Source organism: Microcystis sp. 49638_E5, assembly GCF_021300285.1.
Classification (GTDB): Bacteria; Cyanobacteriota; Cyanobacteriia; order Cyanobacteriales; family Microcystaceae; genus Microcystis; species Microcystis aeruginosa_C.
In genome coordinates, this window is the sequence record NZ_JAJTDH010000065.1 from 16,910 (window position 1) to 37,692 (window position 20,783).

The 20,783-nt window shown below is 42.5% G+C and carries 27 protein-coding genes; 16 read left to right on the plus strand and 11 right to left on the minus strand.

Going from position 1 to position 20,783, the window contains the following annotated elements:
* Positions 1-332: 332 nt before the first annotated feature.
* The 6 genes from LW728_RS16825 to LW728_RS16850 form a co-directional block, all read right to left on the minus strand.
* The gene (locus tag LW728_RS16825; protein ID WP_002791850.1) at positions 333-725 is read right to left on the minus strand and encodes a hypothetical protein; all 393 of its coding nucleotides are present in this window, start codon (positions 723-725) and stop codon (positions 333-335) included.
* A complete protein-coding gene (locus tag LW728_RS16830; RefSeq protein ID WP_287767351.1) occupies positions 722-1,099 on the minus strand; it encodes a DUF433 domain-containing protein in 378 nt (125 codons plus the stop codon). Before LW728_RS16830 ends, LW728_RS16825 begins: the two co-directional genes overlap by 4 nt.
* A gap of 557 nt (positions 1,100-1,656) precedes the next feature.
* The gene (locus LW728_RS16835; RefSeq protein WP_002803249.1) at positions 1,657-2,067 is read right to left on the minus strand and encodes a type II toxin-antitoxin system VapC family toxin; all 411 of its coding nucleotides are present in this window, start codon (positions 2,065-2,067) and stop codon (positions 1,657-1,659) included.
* Positions 2,064-2,324 carry a hypothetical protein gene (locus LW728_RS16840; protein ID WP_002736321.1) on the minus strand — a complete coding sequence of 87 codons (261 nt, stop codon included), beginning with the start codon at positions 2,322-2,324 and terminating at the stop codon, positions 2,064-2,066. The genes LW728_RS16835 and LW728_RS16840 overlap by 4 nt, the downstream gene beginning before the upstream one ends.
* 479 nt (positions 2,325-2,803) lie before the next feature.
* On the minus strand, positions 2,804-3,475 hold the full coding sequence (locus tag LW728_RS16845; protein WP_016514528.1) for a hypothetical protein: 672 nt from the start codon (positions 3,473-3,475) through the stop codon (positions 2,804-2,806).
* A 414-nt stretch (positions 3,476-3,889) separates the two neighbouring features.
* Positions 3,890-4,129 (minus strand): DUF433 domain-containing protein, encoded by a 240-nt coding sequence (locus tag LW728_RS16850; protein ID WP_287767353.1) that lies wholly within the window; start codon positions 4,127-4,129, stop codon positions 3,890-3,892.
* Between the two features lie 204 nt (positions 4,130-4,333).
* Between LW728_RS16850 and LW728_RS16855 the strand changes: the two genes are divergently transcribed.
* From LW728_RS16855 to LW728_RS16895, 9 genes are all read left to right on the plus strand, one after another.
* Complete coding sequence (locus LW728_RS16855; RefSeq protein WP_287767354.1) at positions 4,334-6,067, plus strand: peptide ABC transporter substrate-binding protein; 1,734 nt, start codon at positions 4,334-4,336, stop codon at positions 6,065-6,067.
* Entirely contained in the window at positions 6,068-7,024 is a 957-nt protein-coding gene (locus tag LW728_RS16860) for an ABC transporter permease (RefSeq protein ID WP_002803240.1), read from the plus strand.
* 2 nt (positions 7,025-7,026) lie between these two features.
* Positions 7,027-7,389, plus strand: coding sequence for a VOC family protein (locus tag LW728_RS16865; RefSeq protein ID WP_002780396.1), 363 nt, complete (start codon positions 7,027-7,029; stop codon positions 7,387-7,389).
* Between the two features lie 18 nt (positions 7,390-7,407).
* Complete coding sequence (locus tag LW728_RS16870; protein ID WP_002757062.1) at positions 7,408-8,136, plus strand: cytochrome c biogenesis protein CcdA; 729 nt, start codon at positions 7,408-7,410, stop codon at positions 8,134-8,136.
* A 50-nt stretch (positions 8,137-8,186) separates the two neighbouring features.
* The gene (locus LW728_RS16875) at positions 8,187-9,530 is read left to right on the plus strand and encodes a cytochrome c biogenesis protein (RefSeq protein ID WP_287767356.1); all 1,344 of its coding nucleotides are present in this window, start codon (positions 8,187-8,189) and stop codon (positions 9,528-9,530) included.
* A gap of 222 nt (positions 9,531-9,752) precedes the next feature.
* Complete coding sequence (locus LW728_RS16880; protein ID WP_002803234.1) at positions 9,753-10,598, plus strand: DNA-formamidopyrimidine glycosylase; 846 nt, start codon at positions 9,753-9,755, stop codon at positions 10,596-10,598.
* Positions 10,599-10,739: 141 nt separating this feature from the next.
* Entirely contained in the window at positions 10,740-11,795 is a 1,056-nt protein-coding gene (locus tag LW728_RS16885; RefSeq protein WP_287767358.1) for a potassium channel family protein, read from the plus strand.
* 93 nt (positions 11,796-11,888) lie between these two features.
* On the plus strand, positions 11,889-12,089 hold the full coding sequence (locus LW728_RS16890) for a DUF4278 domain-containing protein (RefSeq protein WP_002803232.1): 201 nt from the start codon (positions 11,889-11,891) through the stop codon (positions 12,087-12,089).
* 310 nt (positions 12,090-12,399) lie between these two features.
* A complete protein-coding gene (locus tag LW728_RS16895; RefSeq protein WP_130756408.1) occupies positions 12,400-12,861 on the plus strand; it encodes a PPC domain-containing protein in 462 nt (153 codons plus the stop codon).
* On the opposite strand, the gene cobS is transcribed toward LW728_RS16895, so the two are convergent.
* Entirely contained in the window at positions 12,858-13,616 is a 759-nt protein-coding gene (cobS, locus tag LW728_RS16900) for an adenosylcobinamide-GDP ribazoletransferase (protein WP_287767361.1), read from the minus strand. The two genes, LW728_RS16895 and cobS, sit on opposite strands and share 4 nt — an antisense overlap.
* 314 nt (positions 13,617-13,930) lie before the next feature.
* Here cobS and LW728_RS16905 point away from each other — a divergent pair, with 314 nt between their 5' ends.
* Positions 13,931-14,311 (plus strand): DUF4430 domain-containing protein, encoded by a 381-nt coding sequence (locus LW728_RS16905; protein ID WP_069474938.1) that lies wholly within the window; start codon positions 13,931-13,933, stop codon positions 14,309-14,311.
* Positions 14,312-14,420: 109 nt separating this feature from the next.
* Here the strand turns inward: LW728_RS16905 and LW728_RS16910 are convergent, their stop codons facing one another.
* Both LW728_RS16910 and LW728_RS16915 read right to left on the minus strand, forming a co-directional pair.
* On the minus strand, positions 14,421-14,990 hold the full coding sequence (locus LW728_RS16910) for a PIN domain-containing protein (RefSeq protein WP_256094060.1): 570 nt from the start codon (positions 14,988-14,990) through the stop codon (positions 14,421-14,423).
* 2 nt (positions 14,991-14,992) lie between these two features.
* Positions 14,993-15,595 carry a helix-turn-helix domain-containing protein gene (locus LW728_RS16915; RefSeq protein WP_256094059.1) on the minus strand — a complete coding sequence of 201 codons (603 nt, stop codon included), beginning with the start codon at positions 15,593-15,595 and terminating at the stop codon, positions 14,993-14,995.
* A gap of 253 nt (positions 15,596-15,848) precedes the next feature.
* On the opposite strand from LW728_RS16915, the gene LW728_RS16920 reads away from it, so the two are divergent.
* Together LW728_RS16920 and LW728_RS16925 are read left to right on the plus strand one after the other, a co-directional pair.
* Complete coding sequence (locus LW728_RS16920; RefSeq protein ID WP_149988197.1) at positions 15,849-16,316, plus strand: type II toxin-antitoxin system VapC family toxin; 468 nt, start codon at positions 15,849-15,851, stop codon at positions 16,314-16,316.
* Positions 16,317-16,318: 2 nt separating this feature from the next.
* Positions 16,319-16,504, plus strand: a complete 186-nt coding sequence (locus LW728_RS16925) for a hypothetical protein (RefSeq protein WP_002757942.1) — start codon at positions 16,319-16,321, stop codon at positions 16,502-16,504.
* Here the strand turns inward: LW728_RS16925 and LW728_RS16930 are convergent.
* Positions 16,481-16,663 carry a hypothetical protein gene (locus LW728_RS16930; protein ID WP_287767364.1) on the minus strand — a complete coding sequence of 61 codons (183 nt, stop codon included), beginning with the start codon at positions 16,661-16,663 and terminating at the stop codon, positions 16,481-16,483. The two genes, LW728_RS16925 and LW728_RS16930, sit on opposite strands and share 24 nt — an antisense overlap.
* 401 nt (positions 16,664-17,064) lie before the next feature.
* On the opposite strand from LW728_RS16930, the gene LW728_RS16935 reads away from it, so the two are divergent.
* Positions 17,065-17,337, plus strand: coding sequence for a phage tail protein (locus LW728_RS16935; RefSeq protein ID WP_228009726.1), 273 nt, complete (start codon positions 17,065-17,067; stop codon positions 17,335-17,337).
* 377 nt (positions 17,338-17,714) lie between these two features.
* Here LW728_RS16935 and LW728_RS16940 read toward each other — a convergent pair whose 3' ends face one another.
* On the minus strand, positions 17,715-18,191 hold the full coding sequence (locus LW728_RS16940; protein WP_287670363.1) for a pyroglutamyl-peptidase I family protein: 477 nt from the start codon (positions 18,189-18,191) through the stop codon (positions 17,715-17,717).
* Positions 18,192-18,298: 107 nt separating this feature from the next.
* On the opposite strand from LW728_RS16940, the gene LW728_RS16945 reads away from it, so the two are divergent.
* The 3 genes from LW728_RS16945 to LW728_RS16955 are packed head-to-tail and all read left to right on the plus strand — an operon-like array spanning position 18,299 to position 20,614.
* The gene (locus LW728_RS16945; protein ID WP_002803225.1) at positions 18,299-19,354 is read left to right on the plus strand and encodes a metallophosphoesterase family protein; all 1,056 of its coding nucleotides are present in this window, start codon (positions 18,299-18,301) and stop codon (positions 19,352-19,354) included.
* 15 nt (positions 19,355-19,369) lie between these two features.
* Complete coding sequence (locus tag LW728_RS16950; protein ID WP_287670355.1) at positions 19,370-20,257, plus strand: ParA family protein; 888 nt, start codon at positions 19,370-19,372, stop codon at positions 20,255-20,257.
* 12 nt (positions 20,258-20,269) lie between these two features.
* Positions 20,270-20,614 carry a TIGR03792 family protein gene (locus tag LW728_RS16955; RefSeq protein WP_002803222.1) on the plus strand — a complete coding sequence of 115 codons (345 nt, stop codon included), beginning with the start codon at positions 20,270-20,272 and terminating at the stop codon, positions 20,612-20,614.
* Positions 20,615-20,783 lie beyond the last annotated feature (169 nt).

The window sequence follows — 20,783 nt, forward strand, 5'->3', positions numbered from 1 at the left end:
CAACCCAACGATAAAAAAATAACGCCTACTATTTTTAATATATCTCGTGGGTGGTGCGTTACGACTACTGGACTATTGATTATACGGAAACTTTCCGTATATCACACCCAAAAGCGTGTTAGCCAGATTAGCCTACTGCTAGTGGAGCGGTAGGAGCCACATTAGGGAACGCACCCTACAAGATCGGCGATCACACTGACAGTGGGAGCAGTCTAACGTTCCCAATCACCCGTCGCAGATAGACTTTGCATCATAACTGATTAGCTTTCGTCGGTCGGTGTGCATTGGGGTTGTTATGCCTTGTCACCAACAGATATGATGCGCCAATCACCTTATGGAATAAACAACCGACCAGCCCCCATATAGTCTTGGATATCGATCACAATTTCTACAAGCCTTTCAACGCAGCGTTCTCGATAGTCAGATTCATTGACCCTATCCGGATCGCCAATCGTAATGATCGGAAATGAAGTCGGTTGATTTTCTTCACGCATTACTTGTTCCAACGAGTCTTCACCCTTCGCATTCCGGTTTGCCGTAAGTAAGAGCATCCCGTTGGTTTGGGCAAATCTCCAAACTACTCGATCATTGCTGTCTGCGGGTAAGCCAACGTCTTCAAATGTCCTCAACCGAATTAGAGCGAGATCTAATAACCCGCTAACAACAAGACTTCCAGAGATCAGAATTGCCTGCCGATTCAAGTTGTAATCAGCCAGAACAATCATTGCTTCTTCGCTTCCCGCTTTGCTCTCCGTTCCTGAAGTTTAGCTCTAACCGCTTCATAGCCTGGACGAGGAGGAGTAGCAGCGATCCGAGCAAAACGTTCGCGATTCCTCTCTTCCCAAAATTGTTTAGTTTCTGCGGCAGTCTTTAAAATCTCCTGATACTCTGCTTCCACTTCTGTTCGATGTGTTTCAATGTAGGAAAGGGCAGCATGAATCTGAGCATCTGTAAGATTGAAGGCATCACGAATAAACTTGGGTGGATACTGAGCTTTGAGATAATCGATTACGTCATACAGAGTAATACGAGTATCCGCAATTGTAAGCCCTCGCTCTGTGCGGATTATAGCTGTTTGTCCATTCGATGCCAGTGCCATAGCAGTCTTAGCTTTTAATCATTTAATTCCATAGTAGCGCACAAAAAAAGCAAGGGGAACCAACGCCCCCCAACGACTGATTCACAAAATCCTTAATCCTCAACCCAGACCTTCAAAATGTATTTCAGCCTCGTTCCTGCATCTAGCCAGTAGTGAACTCCAACATCTGGCAGTTCAGTATCATTTGTGTGAGCGTCACCCCGTCCTATGCCATCATCAAAGGGAGTAATACGGTGTTTGGAAACCTCTTTGTGGAATTCCACCCGTGTTATTCTTGCTCCAGTGCAAGGAAATTTATCGTCTCCTCACTTGCCAAGCATACCAGATTCGTAAGTTCTCGAAACATCAACTGCTAGTCATTCAGCCATAATAAACCTCCTTTTTTGCTGTAACTTTTCCGTATATCACGCCCAAAAGCGTGTTATCCAGATTAGCCTACTGCTAGTGGAGCGGTAGGAGCCACATTAGGGAACGCACCCTACAAGATTGCGATCATACTGACAGTGGGAGCAGTCTAACGGTGGAGTTATACGCCGTTGGAAGCAGGTCTTCGATCATTACACTTGAATGATATCAAAGCTTTCTTTGTTTGTAATCCGATAAAACAGGAAATCTGAATCGATTGTGAGAATTTGCCGATATCCTGTCTTTTCAGCTACCAAGACCAGGGTTGCATCCGCCAAGTCCATGGGGCGATCACGGTATTGCTCCATCAATGCCAACAAACGACTGTAATCACTTTCCTGAATATCGTAAACCACCAGCAGTTTGTCTAAAAGAAGCTGTCCCAGTTGTTTTTGCATTTGCCAACCACCCCGATGCAGCGCAAGGTACATGGCTTCGGTCAGGCATGACCAAGTTGTTAAAAGGGGCGTTTCTAATCGGAGGACTGCGTTTTTATAGGCGTTATGCTGAGACTGAGTTCGATCTACAAGACAAAGTAGGACTCCGGCATCGCACAGGATCATAGATCTAGTCCTTGTTGCCGATATTTTTTGAGCAGGAGTTGCTGATAGTTGCTGACTGGTTGAAGTGGCGTTACGTCTAAATGATCCACCGTCTCAAACCATTGTGACCATCTCTCGACAATTTTTTCAGCAGTTTGGCTGGTATCAGGTTTAGCTTGATGTTTGTGGATAATACAATCAATGAAGTCACTCACCTCTTGCAAGAGTGGCTCGGAGAGTTGGTGCAATTTGGCGATCGCAGTATCACGAGTTGTCATAGGAACTCCTCTATACAGTTTTCTTTATTGTGAGCGTAACGTTAATCGCGTTTAGTTCCTAAGCTATCACGATTTTAAATTGCTGGTTGATAGGAGAGAACAGTACAGGGATTGCCGGGGATTTAGCTAAACGGAAACTTTCCGTATATCACGCCCAAAAGCGTGTTAGCCAGATTAGCCTACTGCTAGTGGAGCAGTGGGAGCCACATTAGGGAACGTACCCTACGGCTAACTGTGAGTATGAGGCACACGGGATGTGAAGCCGCCTAACGGCTTAATTGAGCAGCAAGAGATTCCGTTCAACTAAGCGTAAACTACTCTAATATTGTCCGCTCCAATGATGTGTTATGCGCCGATCGCTTATCAATTATTTATCTTTGCAAAAATAGATAACTTTAACGGGCGTATCGTTTCAGCATAACGTTCGAGTTCAGGGGCGCTGCGCAGCTTTATCGCGCAGCGGCCCCTGGAACGAAGTGTTATGTTTCAAGTTTATCGAAGGCACTGATTAACCAATCGATCTTCTGATCTTTTCTATATGGACTGGGATAGCGGTACCAAGGGTAGTCCAACTGTAGCCCCTGCACCCCAGGGATTTCGGATAAGAATGCAATAGCAGCATTTCGAAGTACTTCAGTAGAACCCCATGCTGCAACTATGCGAGAACTTCCCGCACAATCACGTTGAAGCCCGCCGAGCCGCTTGGGATGGATAATGCTATGGGGACTGGAGGGGTCACGCTTCTGAGCATCCTCAAAATCCACTGAAAAGCTGCCGCTGTTTCCGTTTCTGAGATCTGATAGGTTGAGAACCCTGACGTGCTTCCACCTCTTTAGCAACATCAGGCGCATCAGTTGGTACTGCGCGTTATCTGGCCTGGCTGGAATCAGTTCCCTCGACCATCCGCCATCAAGTACATCGCTCACTGAGTAGCATTTTGGAATGTAACTTATATCGAGTGGCCTAGAAGAACCCGGATTCATCATTATCACTACCGCGTCCGGCACCCCTGTGGCTTCAGAATCTCCGGCATTGGCGATAATTTCCAAAACGCTTCGGCACGGAAACACTTTTCCGGCGATTTCTACGTCATAGAAATGCCCTCGCACCGAGAAGGAGCGCTTCAATTCATCTGCGTAAACAAATTCCACTTAGGCTAGCGCTCCGAATGAAACATAACGGCTTAATTGAGCAGCAAGAGATTCCGTTCAACTAAGCGTAAACTACTCTAATATTGTCCGCTCCAATGATGTGTTATGCGCCGATCGCTTATCAATTATTTATCTTTGCCCTGTGTTAGCGTTAGCGTAACGCACGGATTTTGAACATTAGATAAGGTGCGTTACATTTCATTAACGCACCCTACAAGATCGGCGATCGCACTAAATCCCTTGAGTAACGCACAGAAAACGGGTTTCTCCGAGAAACCCGTTTTCTACTCATGCAAAAGCAATTTTGTAGGGTGCGTTAGGCGGTGATCACCTTGGAATGAAAAACCAAAATTAGTAATCCGCCGTAACGCACCAGTTAAGTATTATCAAAGTTCTCATCAACCAGAAGCTTGATCATGCTTGCCGCGCTGCTTTACGCGCAAGAAAGCGATCCCGCAATCCCTGGGGGTCAAATCTCCCTTGATTGATTACCCGAATCTCCTGTGCTTGCTGTTGTCGCTGTTGCAAGTAGGATTCTACTTCCGATTGGTGCTTGAGGTAAAAAGCGATCGTGGCGTAAACGTCAGCTAGATTTAGTGATGGGTAACGATTAACGATTTCCGCTGCTGTCGCACCCTGATGAAATAAGGTCATAAGCATTTTCGTCGCCGTGCCTAGAATTTTATTGTCTAGTACAGGCCCGCTATTATGGCACGAACGATTTAACTTGACTAGGAATGGATAAAGGCAAATAATCAATTAATCGATCGAGATCAAGACTCAATGTCTGATAACTTGTTATTGGTGGGGTAGGGAATCACCTAAGTCACCCTGTTGAATTATTGATTGTCATTAAAAATGTTTAAGCGATCGCTTTTCTTGCCCCTGTTAATTTTATCCCTTAGTTGTACGCTGCTTTTTAGTGCTTGTCGTCAACAAACAGCTAATAATCCTCCGGCAACGGAAAATAATAATTCAGAAACTTTAAAACTTTTATATTGGCAAGCGCCGACGATTTTAAATCCCCATCTCTCCACGGGATTCAAAGACTCAGAAGCGAGTCGCATTACCTTAGAACCTTTGGCTAGTTTCGATGAAAAAGGGGAATTAGTTCCTTTTTTAGCGGCAGAAATTCCTACTATTGAAAATGGGGGAGTTGCCCGGGATGGTAAATCGGTGACATGGAAGCTAAAAAAAGATATTAAATGGTCAGATGGTACTCCTTTTACTGCCAAAGATGTCATCGCTACCTATAATTTTATTACCAATCCGAAAACTGGTTCTACTAGCGCCGGCAATTATGAAATAGTTAAAACTGTGGAAGCGATCGATCCCCATACAGTTAAAATAACTTTTAAGCAAGTTAATCCCGCTTGGTCATTAGTTTTTGTGGGGACAGAAGGGATGATTTTACCATCACATCTCTATGAAAAGTATAGCAATGAAACGGCACGCCAGGCCCCTGCTAATTTATTACCGGTGGGAACTGGCCCCTATAAAGTGGTAGAATTTAAACCGGGAGATACGGCGGTTTATGAACCAAATTCTTTTTTTCGAGAAGCGGATAAATTAGGTTTTCAAAGAATAGAATTAAAAGGAGGAGGTGATGCAACTTCTGCGGCACGAGCGGTTTTACAGACACAGGAGGCAGATTATGCCTATAATTTGCAAGTAGAGGCTAAGGTTTTAAGTGATTTAGAAAAAGCGGGTCGGGGTCAGTTAATATCTAGTTTCGGTTCTTTGATTGAAAGAGTTTTATTTAATCTGAGTGATCCTAATCAAGTTACTCCCGAAGGTGAGAGGTCTAGTATTAAGTTTCCCCATCCTTTTTTGAGTGATGTGAAAGTAAGAGAAGCTTTATCTTTAGCCGTTGATAGAGATACTATTGCCACGCAGCTTTATGGTATTACTGGGAAAACAACTCCTAATTTTATTGTGATGCCATCGGAATATAATTCTCCCAATACTCGCTATGAATTTAATCTAGAAAAGGCTAATAAATTACTAGATGATGCGGGATGGAAAGATAGTAATGGTGATGGCACTAGGGATAAAAATGGGGTAGAAATGAAATTAGTTTTTCAAACCACTGTCAATCCTCTCCGTCAGAAAACCCAAGAAATTATCAAACAAAGTTTACAAGCGATCGGGGTAGGAGTAGAATTAAAAACTATTGATGCCAGTATTTTCTTTTCTAGCGATCCTGCTAACGATGACACGGTAGAAAAGTTTTATGCTGACCTACAAATGTACACTACAGGTAATAATAGTCCCGATCCAAAAGCCTATTTTAAAACCTTTACCTGTAGCGAAATTCCCCAAAAAGCTGATGGTTGGGCCGGGGATAATTATGCTCGTTATTGTAATCCTGAATACGATAAATTATGGCAAGCTTTTAGTCAAGAATTAAAACCAGAAAAACGGAGAGAAATAGCAATTAAAATGAATGATATGTTAATCAATAATTTTGTGATTATTCCCCTAGTTCATCGTGCCGATGTGGTGGCAATTAGCAATAGTTTGTCGGGGTTTAAATTAACTCCCTGGGATAGAAATACTTGGAACATCAAGGACTGGAAGCGTAGTAAATAAATGCTCAAATATTTTCTGAAAAGATTATTATTTTCGATTCCCACTCTTTTAGCTATTAGTATGGTGGTTTTTGGCATTTTGGCCCTAGCGCCGGGGGATCCGATGGGGGAATTTGCAGCTAATCCCGCTATCACCGAAGCGGTGCGAGAAAATATTCGCAAAAGTCTCGGATTAGATCAACCCCTTCCCGTGCGTTATGTCAAGTGGTTGTTAGCATTTCTTCAAGGAGATATGGGCTATTCTTTCACCAGTCGCAGCCCAGTTTTTACCCTCATTTGGCAGCGTTTACCCACAACCCTCTGGATTGTCGGTATTGCCTATATTTTCGGGGTTTTAATCGCTTTTCCTTTGGGCGTAATTTCAGCAGTCAAGCGCTATTCTTGGTTAGACAAAATCATCTCTACTTTTTCGCTACTTGGCTTTTCTTTACCCACCTTTGTGACGGGATTATTATTAATTATTATCTTTAGTGTGCAGTTAAACTGGCTACCATCTTTTTATAACAGTACCCTAGAAATCCGTGATTTTAATAGTTTGGTCGAGCAGGTTAAACAGTCAATTATGCCCATAACCGTATTAAGCTTATATCAAGGGGCGATGTTGATGCGTTTCGTGCGTTCTTCCGTAACTGAAGAAATTCACCAAGAGTACGTTAAAACTGCCTTAGCCAAGGGATTAACTAATTTTTCTGTCCTAACTAAGCATATAGTTCGCAATGCTTTAATCCCCGTTGTCACCCTGATTGCTCTCGATATTCCCTCAATTTTTACTGGGGCCTTAGTTACAGAACAAGTGTTTCGTGTGCCGGGTATCGGTGCTTTATTAATTGATTCTATTTCCCGCAGTGATACCCCCGTAGTGATGGCGATTACCTTTATCTATGGGATTTTAATTGTTATCTTTAACTTAATTGCCGATTTAACCTATAGTTGGCTCGATCCGCGAGTCAGATATTAACTATGAACATCATGCGATCCTTACACACGGCGATTTTAGTCACCGATCTAGAAAAAGCCGTTAACTTTTACGAAAATGTTCTAGGATTGACTAGAATTGATCGCCCTTTTCAATACGATGGGGTTTGGTATCAAGTGGGAGATTATCAAATTCATTTAATTGTCGATACCAATTATCAAAACTACCGTCCCAATCCCCAAAAATGGGGACGCAATCCTCATATTGCCTTCGCTATTGATGACGTGACAGCCATGGGTAACTATCTAGAAAGTCAAGGTTATACAATTCAAATGAGTGCCTCGGGTAGAAAGGCATTATTTGTCAGCGATCCCGATGGTAATATCCTAGAAATGAGCCAAATTTAGCCTGAAAAATTCCCCGATATGTTAGACCAATTACAGACTCAACTCTATCACCTTGAACAATACGCCGATCGCTTAGTGACTTCCCAACTAACTCACCTTAGTTTTGTCAGTATTGCCGTGATTTTTCTAGCCGGTTTACTTACCAGTCTTACCCCCTGTATGCTGTCGATGTTGCCGATTACCGTCGCTTATATCGGGGGTTACGAAAATAAAGGTCGTTTAGCGGCTTTTTGGCAGTCCACATGGTTTTCCCTAGGATTAGCCACCACCTTAGCGGGATTGGGACTAATTGCCGCTACTTTAGGGAAAGTCTATGGACAGGTGGGGATCGGTTTACCAATTATCGTCAGTGCGATCGCTATTTTGATGGGGTTAAACCTCTTGGAATTATTACCCCTGCGCTTCCCCTCCCTTGGCGCTACCGATTGGATTACCGGCGATTTTCCTCCGATTTTGCGGTCCTATCTTCTCGGTTTAACATTTGGTTTAATCGCCTCTCCATGTAGTACACCTGTTCTAGCAACTCTATTGGCATGGGTGGCAAATACGGGGGATTTAAGCTTAGGAGGGGGATTATTGTTATCCTACACTGCCGGCTATGTTTTACCGCTAATTATCGTCGGTTCTTTTACTGCCTCGCTGAAAAGCTTTCTTTCCCTACGTCAATGGTCCGGGTGGATTAATCCTGTCAGTGGGGTTTTATTAATCGGTTTTGGAGTTTTTTCTTTATTATCCCGTCTGCTGTGATGGTGGAGAGTTATGATAGATAATTGGCTAGAATTGTAAAACTTTTAACTATGACTATATCGGAAACTTCCTCAAATTTAAAGAATACACCGCCTCAATGGGGACGTAAATTTATCCAGACTATTGCCGATCTGCGATTAGCAATTATCCTCTTACTTTTAATCGCTATTTTTAGCATTTCTGGGACGGTAATCGAACAGGGTCAATCTCTATCTTTCTACCAAGTTAATTATCCTGAAAAACCCGCTTTATTTGGCTTTCTGACTTGGAAAGTTTTATTACTATTGGGATTAAATCATGTTTATAGCACTTGGTGGTATCTATCATTATTAATTCTCTTCGGTTCCAGTTTAACCGCTTGTACCTTCCGACGACAATTACCCGCTTTAAAGGCGGCCAGAAAATGGCAATTTTATCAACAATCTCGCCAATTTCAAAAACTAGCTTTAAGTGCTGAATTAGAAACTGGTTCCCTAGAATCTCTCACACCTCTATTAGAAAAAAAAGGCTACAAAGTTTTTCTAGAAAATAACAGTCTTTATGCTCGTAAAGGTCTGATCGGTAAAATCGGTCCGATTATCGTTCATGCAGCCATGTTAATTATTTTAGCAGGGTCGATCTGGGGAGCGTTAACGGGGTTTTTCGCTCAAGAAATGGTAGCTAGTGGCGATAGTTTTCAGGTTAAAAATATTATTGAAGCTGGACCCTTATCTAAAAATTCTCTCCCTAAAGATTGGGGTATTAAAGTTAATCGTTTTTGGATTGATTATAGTCCTAAAGGTGATATAGAACAATTTTATTCTGATTTGTCGGTGATCGATAATCAAGGAGAGGAGATCGATCGCAAAACTATTCAAGTTAACCAACCTTTGCACCATAAAGGGGTGACTTTTTATCAAACCAGTTGGGGAATTGCTGGGGTAAAAGTACAGGTGAATAATAGTCCGATCCTACAGCTACCGATGGCTAGTTTAGACACAAAAGGTAATGGACAAATCTGGGGAACTTGGATTCCGACTAAAACCGATCTTAGTGAGGGAGTTTCTCTTTTAGTCAGAGATTTACAAGGTACGTTAATTGTCTATGATGCTAAGGGAGATTTAACCTCTGCTGTGCGAGAAGGAATGACGATTCCTATCAATGGAGTTAATCTAAAAATAGTCGAATTAGTCGGCAGTACAGGTTTACAAATTAAGGCAGATCCGGGAGTACCTATTGTCTATTTAGGTTTTGCTTTATTGATGATGGGAGTGGTAATGAGCTACTTTTCCCATTCCCAAATTTGGGCTTTACAATCGGGCGATCGCTTTTATATTGGTGGTAAAACTAATCGCGCTCAAGTCGGTTTTGAACGGGAAATAATTGATACTATCGAAATGTTAAAGTTAAAGTAGAATTGACGTTAATTTGGTGTCGTTTCCCGATCAGTAGGTAGGTGTTAAAAATTTTCTGATCCCCCCACCTATCGGCACCCCCCTTATCAAGGGGGGCAGGGGGGATCAGAGGCAAAATCTATCTTATATTTAATTAGAATCACTTACTTAAAAAGTTCTGTTTATCTATCTTTTGTCTTTTGCCTACCCTAACCAAGAACTTAATTTTGTTCAATCACTTATATGCCAGAATTGCCAGAAGTAGAAACGGTGCGTCGCGGGTTAAATCAAGTTACCCAGGGCAAAAAAATTATCGGTGGGGAAGTATTATTACAGCGTACCCTAGCCTATCCTAATTGCGAGGTAACTTTTCTGCAAGGAATTGCTCAGACTACGATTACCAATTGGCAGCGCCGAGGCAAATATCTCCTCGCCAATTTAGATAATGGTAGCAGTATCGGGGTTCATCTGCGTATGACCGGACAATTGCTCTGGGTAAAAGATACCACTCCCCTGCCGATTCATACGCGCTTACGCTTCTTTTTTGCTAATCAGCAAGAATTGCGCTTCGTCGATACCCGCACTTTCGGGAAAATTTGGTGGATTGCCGCCGATAAAACCCCAGAAAGCGTGATTACTGCTCTCAAAAAACTGGGATTGGAACCCTTTGATCGCAATTTTACCCCCGATTACCTCTATAGTCACTGTCAAAAAAGTCGTCGTCCGATTAAAACTTTTCTCCTCGATCAAAATGTGGTGGCAGGAATTGGTAATATCTACGCGGATGAAGTTCTTTTTAAAAGTGGTATCCATCCCCAAACTGCCGCTAATCTCTTGAAAATTGAGCAAATAGACTTATTGACAAAAAACATTATTTCTGTCTTGGAAACCGCGATCGCTGAAGGCGGGACCAGTTTTAGCGATTTTCTCCACGTTACGGGAGTTAATGGCAATTATGGGGCGATGGCCTGGGTTTATGGTCGTACCGGCGAAAATTGTCGTCTTTGCGGTGCAACTATTGCCAGAATTAAATTAAGTGGGCGCTCGGCTCATTTTTGTCCCCAATGTCAAGTCTCAAGGGAATTATGAATTATGAATTATGAATTATGAATTATGAATTGGGGAGAAAGGAGAAGGGATGCCTTTTGCCTATTGCCTTTTGTCTCCCGTCTCGGAGTCTCCTCGATTCTGCTGTAAGCTGATAGCTAGATGGTCAGGTCACGGAAATCGATGCAAAGTTCACTGAAAAGGATCATCATCGGGGCGAGTTTTTTTCTCGCTACGGTAGTCGGGGCAACTATCGGTTATATGGCCTACGGTTGGAGTTTTCTCGATGCCGTTTATATGGTGATAATTACCATATTTGGAGTAGGTTTCGGGGAAGTTAAACCGATTAACACTCCTAGTCTGAGAGCTTTTACCATGTTAGTTATCGTCTGTGGGACTACCTCGGCCGTTTATGTGGTGGGAGGGTTTTTTCAGATGCTCACCGAGGGAGAAATTAACAAAGCTTTTAGCGATCGCCGGATGAATAAAGAGATGGAATCCTTAGAAAATCACGTCATAATCTGCGGTTTTGGGCGCATAGGACGCATCCTAACGACTAAATTGGCAAAAACAGCCCAATCCTTTATTATCGTCGATAATAACCCCGATCGCATTCGATTAGCTCAGGAAAAAGGTTACATAACTCTTAATGGTAACGCCACCGATGAAAGTATTCTCCAGAAAGCCGGCATCGACAAAGCGCGAGTTTTAGCGACTGTGTTACCCGATGATGCCTTAAATGTCTTTATCACTTTAACCGCAAGAGAACTCAGTCCGCAACTATACATCATCGCCAGGGGAGAATATCCCAGCACTGAGAAAAAATTAAAATTAGCTGGAGCCGATCAAGTGGTTTTACCTGCTACCATTGGAGCAGAGAGAATGGCCCATTTAATCACCCATCCGGCCGCGATTGATTTTTTACAGGAAGATGAAGGTAGACGCAATCTTAACGAATTATTAGCCGATATCGACCTGCAATTTGAAGAATACTCGATTTTAAGCGATTCACCCTTTTTGGCACAACCTATCAGTCAGATGGAAGTGCGGGGACAGGGTGCTTTTATTATCGTTGCTGTGCGTCAATTTGATGGTGGTGTCATCACCCATCCCGACAATTCCACCATTCTACAGCAAGGCGATACGGTCATTTTATTAGGTCATCGGGGCGATGTTCCTAATTTTGCCCGTCGTTATGCTCTGCGTCGAGAAATGCGCTATCGTGGGTCTTCTTGGTAGGATAGTTACCCAGAAAAAAGTTGAGCTTTTCTGGAATTAATTTCGCTGCCGATGGAGATAAGACTAGCTCACTAATTATCTCCAGAGACAGCTATGAAATTAACCTATCGCGGCATTGCTTACGAGAAAAATCCCACTGCCACCGTTGCTTCCAGTCCGCTGATTTTAGGCTATCGTGGTGTTCCCTATTTAAAAAACCGTGATGTCGCTCAAAGCATTGAGAAACCGGTAGCCGTTACCTATCGCGGTCAAGCCTATAATATCACTCAGTCTTTAGCTTCTTTGCCCATGTAAGAACCCTCTTTAAGTTTTTAACTTCTAGTTCTTTTTCAATCAATCTCTTTTAAATATTGTCAATTAATGATCACAGCAATTACCTTAGACGGGTTTTATCTTCCCTCTTTCCCCCTTGCTCAAAGGGGGATTTTTTTACTTGTTTTTGCTAACTAAAGAATATATATTCATAGTTAAGTAAATTAATCACAGGCAGTTCCGCAGTTCCGGTGTTCCCCTTTTCTGGGGTGTGAATTTAATTTTGTCGAACTGCTGATAGTTATCAGTTTTTTGTAGAATAGGGAGATTGAGAAAACGAATACCTGCCCCTATGATAAGATTCCCTTTGACTGGTCGCTATTCTGGTTTATGCGTCTTGCTCACTTTATTCTGGTTAAGCGGTCAATCTTTACCAGTGCGAGCGGAAAAAATCTATAATCCCGTCCCCCTCATCCTCAACAAAGAAATTAACGATACTCTCACCGACAAGGATATTCCCACGGGGGAGGGGGGGTTTGCTAGGGATTATACGGTAGATTTGGAAAAGGACGATCAGGTGGCCATCGATCTCAAATCGGAAAACTTTGATGGAGTTTTAATTCTCCTGGCCGACGATGGTTCCACTGTAGCAGAAAATGATGATGGTCCTGATGGTGGCACTAATGCTCTCCTCTTTGCACGCATTACCGAGTCGGGTAAATATATTATTCGGGTGAGAGCTTTCGGAGAAACCGGTGGGGGAAAATTTACCCTGAAATTAACCCGTTTACGGGCCGTGGAAGGCAAAAATTAGCTAATTATTGTCAAAAAAACCAAGAATAGAGCCTCTGTCCACTCTACCACCGCACCGTAGGTATCGCCAGTGTGACCGCGAAGACGACGATATAACCAGTAACCAGTAAGCAGAGCGAGGGCGATTCCAGCACTAATGGCGATTATTCCCCAGCTTAGACCACCAAATAGGGCGATTAACCCCCAAATTACTCCCCCACAGTCCCAGGGCAGACAAAAAGCCACTTTATGAAAGGCTCCCTTGCCGGTGGGTTTGAGGTAGGGATAAAGAGCGATCGCCATTACTTGCCCCCAACGTCCCCAAATTGGTGCTAAAATTAGAGCTAAGGCTCGATTATCGCTTAAATCAGTCAAAGCGGCGATTTTTAGCAGCAAAACCATAGTCACGGCCATGACTCCAAAGGCCCCGGTAACACTATCGGCCATGACCGCTAAACGACGCTGGGGGTCGGTGACAGCTAAACCATCGGCCGTGTCACTAACTCCATCAAGGTGTAGTCCTCCCGTTAGATAAACCCAAACCCCCACAAGGACAACTGCACGAGTCAGGGGTGGCATTCCCAGGCCAGCTAGAGTTATATCGAGCAAAACCAGAATTAGACCCAAAAATAAGCCCACTAAGGGAATCCATCGGGCAATTCTACCAAAATCCGGCCAAGCAATCGGAACGGGAATAATCGTGTAAAAAGCGATCGCACCTAAAAATGAGCGAATTTCTTGACAAATGAAGTTAAATATGGTAATCAATCCCCCCAATTCGCTCCCGGTATGTCATCGTTTCTCATAAAGATGAAGTATAACCTAATTTTGTATCGGCCACCCTGTGGGATTTTCAAAACATCTGAGAACACCTATAATAATTCGGCATAACAGACTTACTTGTAATTTTATAGGAAGAGTTCTTGTGATCGCTCTATAGGAGAGTAATATGCGGAAAGATTTTTTAAAAAATGTGTATTTAGTGTGAGATACGGAAAGTTTCCGTATATTATGTAGTTAGGCTTGTCAGTACGTCCCTCTGATAAGTCTATCTATAATCTCAACAGGGACTGCAAATGGAGAGAACAGTTATGTCCAATACAGCAAATTTGTTTATTGATTGGCAACAACAATGGCATACACCGCCATGGCAAGCTTGTGACTATCTTCCAATAGTTCCCAACAAATCGACAGTAAAAACACTGTTAGATGAAGCAAAATCATGTAATCCAAGCGTTACCTACACATCAAAGGGATCTGGTGATAGCGAATATCTAACCTCAATTGATGGGGTGGAAAATAATCAAGGGAATAACGGTTATTATTGGGTATATTTCGTCAACGGACAGATGCCTTCAGTTGGCTTTGCTGCATATAAACTAGATTCAGGTGATAGTGTATCTTGGGATTACAAACATTATAGCTCTGGCCTGAGACAGATGAATCAACCCGATCATCCTGCGAATAAATAATTAAGCCTAACAAGGGGTTCCAGTGGACGTCAAAAAGCTGCGCTCGTTTCTCGCTTTACTTTTTGACGCCCCTGAACCTAGGCGTTAGACAGATAAAGTTTTGAGAATTTCAAAGTAGTCCATCGTACACTCTGAGTTCTGCTACAGTCTGGGCTAGACCTTGCCTTTCATAAGCTGCCAGTAACTCATCAACACTTTGCGGGGGATTTCTTAAACTCATTCGCTGTTGCTTAGCAGCTTCACAGACCACTGAAGGAGCTAAATCAATCAGATGAATAATAAACTCATCGGGATGCTGAGCCTCGATACCATATTGCTCAAGAGTTGTAGCCGGAAAATCTGACAGATTGTATGTAACAATCACATCGGCTCCTGCACAAATGGCAGCCGCTAGTACATGACGGTCATTGGCATCTGGTAAGTTTAGCGATGGAATTAGATCTTTATAACCCTGAACGAGACAGTCACGTACATTACTGTTCATCAGAGCTTTTGTACGGTGAAGACGCTCCTCCGTGAGATCAGGTCTATTCTTCAAAACATTCCGAATCCACTCATCATGAATTTCATCAGTCCATTTGGCACGGAACAAATCTGTTATCGCTAAACGCATCAAAAAATCCCGTAGAGGAGCTGGATATAAAACACACGCATCGAATAATGCAGTGAAGTTGCTCACAATCAATAGCCCATGTCCAACTCTTGTGCTTCGCGTGTAAGTTCTTCAAGAGTTTGTAATCTTTTCTGGTCTATGTCATGCTTATAGGTCATGAGGTCGTCAAATCGAATCCGGCGATGAGTTCCCACTTTTCGGTATGGAATCTTGCCATCATCAATCAGACTGATCAGGAATGGACGTGATACATTTAAGATATCTGCTGCTTGTTGTGTCGTTAACTCAGCATATACAGGCATCAAAGTAACTGCATTGCCACGAGCCATTTGCGTCAGAATATCAGTTAAAAGGCGAAATGCAGACATCGGAATAACAACCACTTCTTCTGGCTCATTATCCGCCTGCACACGCAGTCTGAAGTCAGGCAAGGGGTTTCCAACAGGGCGTTTGCCTAGAAATCTTGAAAGCTGACGGCTTGACTCACGCGCAAGCTCTGTATCTGCCGCAGTCGGTGCAATTGTCTCTTGAAAATCAGCGATTCCAGTAGCCATTGTCTTGTGCCGCTCATACTGTTGATTGAACTCTTGTCCAGAGTACCACGGCCTAGTGTAGCCCAGATACGAAATAAATGCAACAAACGCAACAAACGAAAAGTATGTTTTTGCCACAACTTGCTCACCAGCCGTAGGGTGCGTTCCCTAATGAGGCTCCCACCGCTCCGGCGATCGATTTTGGGGAACGCACCATGCAGATTGATTGCAGCTGTGGGTTTAAGTGCGATGGCGAAGGCACTGCGTAGCAGTACGCTGATCTTGTCGGTTGGGTTGACGGCTGTTACCCAACACCCTCAAAACCAAGATTAAATAAGGTAGGATAGAGAGCGAAAAGATATTCTAGGTTGCCGTTAATGGAAGCGTCTATATTGAAACAAGTATTTTTGGGCATTTAACCGCCAGACCCACTGACAATCTGATCGTTGCTGCTAATATCAAGATCACCCAAGATTGGTGGAACGAACATAGTAGCTCATTTACGCTTTACGCATCAGAGATCGTTGAAGATGAGGCAGCTAAGGGAGATCCGATAATCGCCGCTCAACGGTTAAACTTGTTACAATCCCTAATGCTTCTCGAACTTACAGAAGATGCGTTTGAACTTTCGCAAGCGTTTCTGACTCAAAGCAATCTGCCCCTAAAGGCATCTAATGACGCTTTACATATGGCATTAGCAACCGTCTATAACTTAGATTATTTGCTAACATGGAACTGCAAGCACATGGCAAATGCCCAAATTCAGCGTAAGCTGGCTCAGATTAGTTCTGATCTCGGATATATATTGCCAGTTATTTGCACTCCTTATGAGCTTATTGGATATAACCTAGAGGTTTAGTCATGTATAAAAATGAAATTCTCGATGAAATTCACAAGTATAGAGAAGAATACGCTCAATCGTTTCAATATGACTTAAGAGCTATTTTTAATGACTTAAAGCAGAAGCAACTGGCTCATAAAGATAGATTAGTTAGGTTGCCAATTAAGCGAGCGTCTAACAAATCACTGCACCCGACCGCCGGCTAAAGCATTCAATGGAACCGCTAAATCTATAGTGCGATGGCGAAGGCACTGCGCAGCAGTACGCTGATCCTGTCGGTTGGGTTGACAGAAAAAATAGGGTGTGTTCCCTAAAGTGGCTCCTACTGCTCCAGCGATCGATTTTGGGGAACGCACTATGCACATTAATTGCAGCTGTGGGTTTAAGTGCAATGCCGCACCTAAAAATGAGAGAATTTCTTGACAAATGAAGTTAAATATGGTAATCAATCTCCCCAAAATTAGATTCCGGTATGGCAGCGTTTATCATAAAGATGAAGTATAACTTAATTTTGTATCGGCGACCCTGTGGGATTTTCAAAACATGAGAACGCCTATAATAATTCGACATAACACGGTTACTTGTAATTTTATTAGGAAAAGTTCTTGTGATCGCTCTATAGGAGAGTAATATGCGGAAAGATTTATTAAAAAATGTGTATTTGGCGTGAGATACGGAAAGTTTTCGTATATTGTGTAGTTGGTTCAAGGGATGAGGTCGAGTTGAAATAAGAAAGACGATCACAACCTAAAAAAGTCAACACTGTTTGGAGAAAGAAGAAAACATGGATTTTTTGATCGGACAGATTCTGCTTTTTGCAGGGGATTTTGCGCCGGCAGGCTGGGCATTTTGTGACGGATCTAAGCTACCGATATCTGGCTATCAGGCGCTGTACTCCATACTTGGGACCAAATACGGAGGTGATGGATTCAAGAGTTTTGCGTTGCCTAAATTGCCTACTGTCAAGGATGTTGATGGCGACGGAGAATCACGATATATAATCTGTCTGGAGGGTATATATCCATTTCGGGAAAAATAAATTCAGTGCGATCGCCGATCTTGTAGGGTGCGTTCCCTAAAGTGTCTCTTACTGCTCCACTGATCGATTTTTGGGGAACACACCATCCACATTTATTAAAGCTGTGGGTTTAAGTGCGATGCCGCTCTTGTGGGCCCAGTTGAGGAATGTTAGCGAAGATTGCCAATGTTTAGGTTAAAATAGAGGGGCAAAAGTTGCAACCGGGTCAAACCAATGATAGTACGACCACCCCTCTACAGCCAAGAAGAATTTGCCCGACGTGGTAATCAGATTTATTAGACTCAGGTGCGCTCTCAAGTCGAGGAGGGCAATTATGGCAAAATACCAGTATATCCTTTTTCCTTTTTCCCTTGAAACTTACTCTCGAATTATATGAGCTAACGGCTAAGGGTGATAATTTTCTGAAAATCTCTTTGAATAATAGTAAAATTTTTGTCAGTTAAAAGCGGCACATGAACGAATAAGGCTCTCGGATGATATTTTAAGACTTGAAAATATAATTCTTCGCAGACAAACTGACCAGCATTATCGCTGATATAACTATAGTCAAGGTTTTTAATTAAATCTGGCAACGGAATTGATGTCAATAACTTTTTTGTGCTACTCCTAGCCTGAGATTCTAAACTTAAACGATAACGACTTTCTGCCATGCCACAACAAATAACGAAATCAGGCTTTTTGTCTTGAATAGCTTTGATAACTCGTTCACTGGCTCGATGGGTATTAACGGGAAGTTGACGCAAAAATAAAAGCTTTTTTGCATAATTATCTTGAATAGATACTAACAAATCATCGGAGGAATTACTCCGGTGATGGCATAACCAAGGTGCAAAAGAAGTTAAAAGAATTGTCAAGTTATCTCCTGATGGTTAATTGGGATAATCAACAAAAAAGCGATCGAAGGGACAAAAATTGCTACACTAACTGACGTGACCTCAATTAAAGACGAGATTGATATTCTATGCAACGCCGTAAATTTTTGCTGATTAGTGGCAGTTTAGGCGGTTTTAGCTTGGTAGCTTGCGCTCATCAAATTTTACAGCCCGTTACTTCCAAAAATCCCCCTGAGTCTCCCGTTAAACAAGCACAAAAGGCGAAAAAAGTCAAGATAATCGTGATTAGTGACCTTAATAGTCAATACGGTTCCACTACTTACGATCCCGAAATTGATCGAGCTATCCCCTTAATTATCAATCATAAACCCGATCTGGTCCTCTGTGGCGGCGACATGGTGGCAGGACAAAAAAGCAGCTTGACAGAGGCAGCAATTAACGCCATGTGGTCAGCCTTTGATCGCCATATCGCCGCGCCCCTGCGAGCTGCTAAAATACCTTTTGGTTTTACCATCGGTAATCATGACGCTTCTGGAGCTTTATCCGCAGGAAAATTTATCTATGCTCAAGAGAGAAAATTAGCCCAAGATTATTGGCAAAATCCCCAACATCATACAAGTTTAAATTTTATCGATAAAACCGGCTTTCCTTTTTATTATACTTTCACTCAAAATGGTATATTCTATCTAGTCTGGGATGCCTCCACTCATTTAATCTCTCGGGAACAACTAAATTGGGCAGCAAAAAACTTGAGTAGCCCCGACGCTAAAAATGCTAAAATGCGGCTAGTAATCGGTCATTTACCCCTTTACGGTATTGCCGTGGGCAGAAATCGACCGGGGGATTATTTAGCCGATGCCGAGCAATTAAGAGCGTTTTTAGAGGGCCATCAGGTGCATACTTATATTAGTGGCCACGCTCACGCTTACTATCCGGGTAAACGGGGGCAATTACAATTATTACACGCAGGAGCTTTAGGCAGTGGACCGCGACGGTTATTGAACAGTGAACAAGCGCCCAGAAAAACCTTAACAATTGTCGATATTAATCCCCATCAACAGGAAACAGTTTACACCACCTACGACATGAAAACCCAAGAAGCGATCGATATTACCAGTTTACCTCCTTTGATTATGGCTCCCAACGGGCAAGTTTTACGTCGAGATATTCCATCGGTTAACTAGAAAGGAACTCCCATAATGGCCACTGTCATCAGCACCGTTAATATGAAAGGAGGAGTAGGAAAAACTACCCTTACCGTCAACCTTGCCACCTGTTTAGCTAAATTTCAGCAAAAACGAGTCCTTGTCCTCGATTTAGACGCTCAAATCAGTGCGACTCTCAGTTTAATGTCTCCCCACGAATTCGCTCAACTGCGTCGCAAAAAACGCACTTTAAGCTATTTATTAGAAGCAATTATCAAACCCAATCCCTACAATAAATTAACTATTGATGATATTATTGTCCCTTCAGTCTGTGAAATTCAAGGCTTAGATCTACTGCCGGGAGACATTGAACTATATGATGAATATGTCGTCTCAGAAACCCTGCACCATCAAGCAATTTTACAGGAAGATTTAGGCTTTGATCATGCTTGGAATAACCTGGAAAGAATCCTGATTCAAAAAATCATTGATCCCATTCAAGACCGTTACGATTATATTATTATGGACTGCGCTCCGGGCTATAATCTTTTAACTCGTAGTGGTCTATGTAGCAGTCATTTTTATTTACTACCCGCCCGTCCCGAACCTTTATCAATTGTCGGCATTCAGCTATTAGAAAGAAGAATAGTTAAACTCAAAGCTAGTCATCAAGAAACCGAACCGATTAACCCCGGTTTACTCGGTATAGTTTTTATTCTTTCCGGTGGTGGTTTACTCAGTCGCTACTATAATCAAGTCATGCGCCGGGTACAACAGGATTTTCAAGCCCATCAAATTTTTGCTAATGCGATTCCTATGGATGTTAATGTAGCTAAAGCTGTCGATATGTTCGTGCCTGCGGTGGCAGCCATGCCCTCTTCTAGTGGTTCCAAAGCTTTTATGAAACTCACAGAAGAATTCTTGATGAAAACCCAAAAATAGGAGATAATTACTATGGTCATTGAGTGGTTAGAATTTCAAGTTAAACCCGAAGCTAGGGAAAAATTTATCCAAAAAGATCAAGAAATTTGGACAAAGTTTTTAGCAAAACAACCTGGTTTTTTAGGTAAGGAGCTTTGGATTAATCCCACCATCGAGGAACAATTAATTATCGTTGTCCATTGGCAAACGAAAGAACAGTGGAAAGCTGTCCCCCAAAATTTACTTGATGACACCGAGGCCAAATTTTCCCTAGCCATGGGAAAAGATAATTATCAATTAACCAAAGTCAAGGAATTTCAAGTCAGAAAATTTCGAGAAAATTGTCAGAACAATTTAGAATCTATGCAGCCAGGATAAAAAATCAATTCATCTTTTTGTCCCCTGTCAACCTAGCCAAACTTGTCATGAGGGGCTAAAGTGTGCTATAAGCAGTCAGACCGTGCCATGGTCTTTATTCTTTCCGATTAGGTAAATTACTGATGACTGAAGCTAAACGCGCCCTCATTACCGGCATCACCGGTCAAGA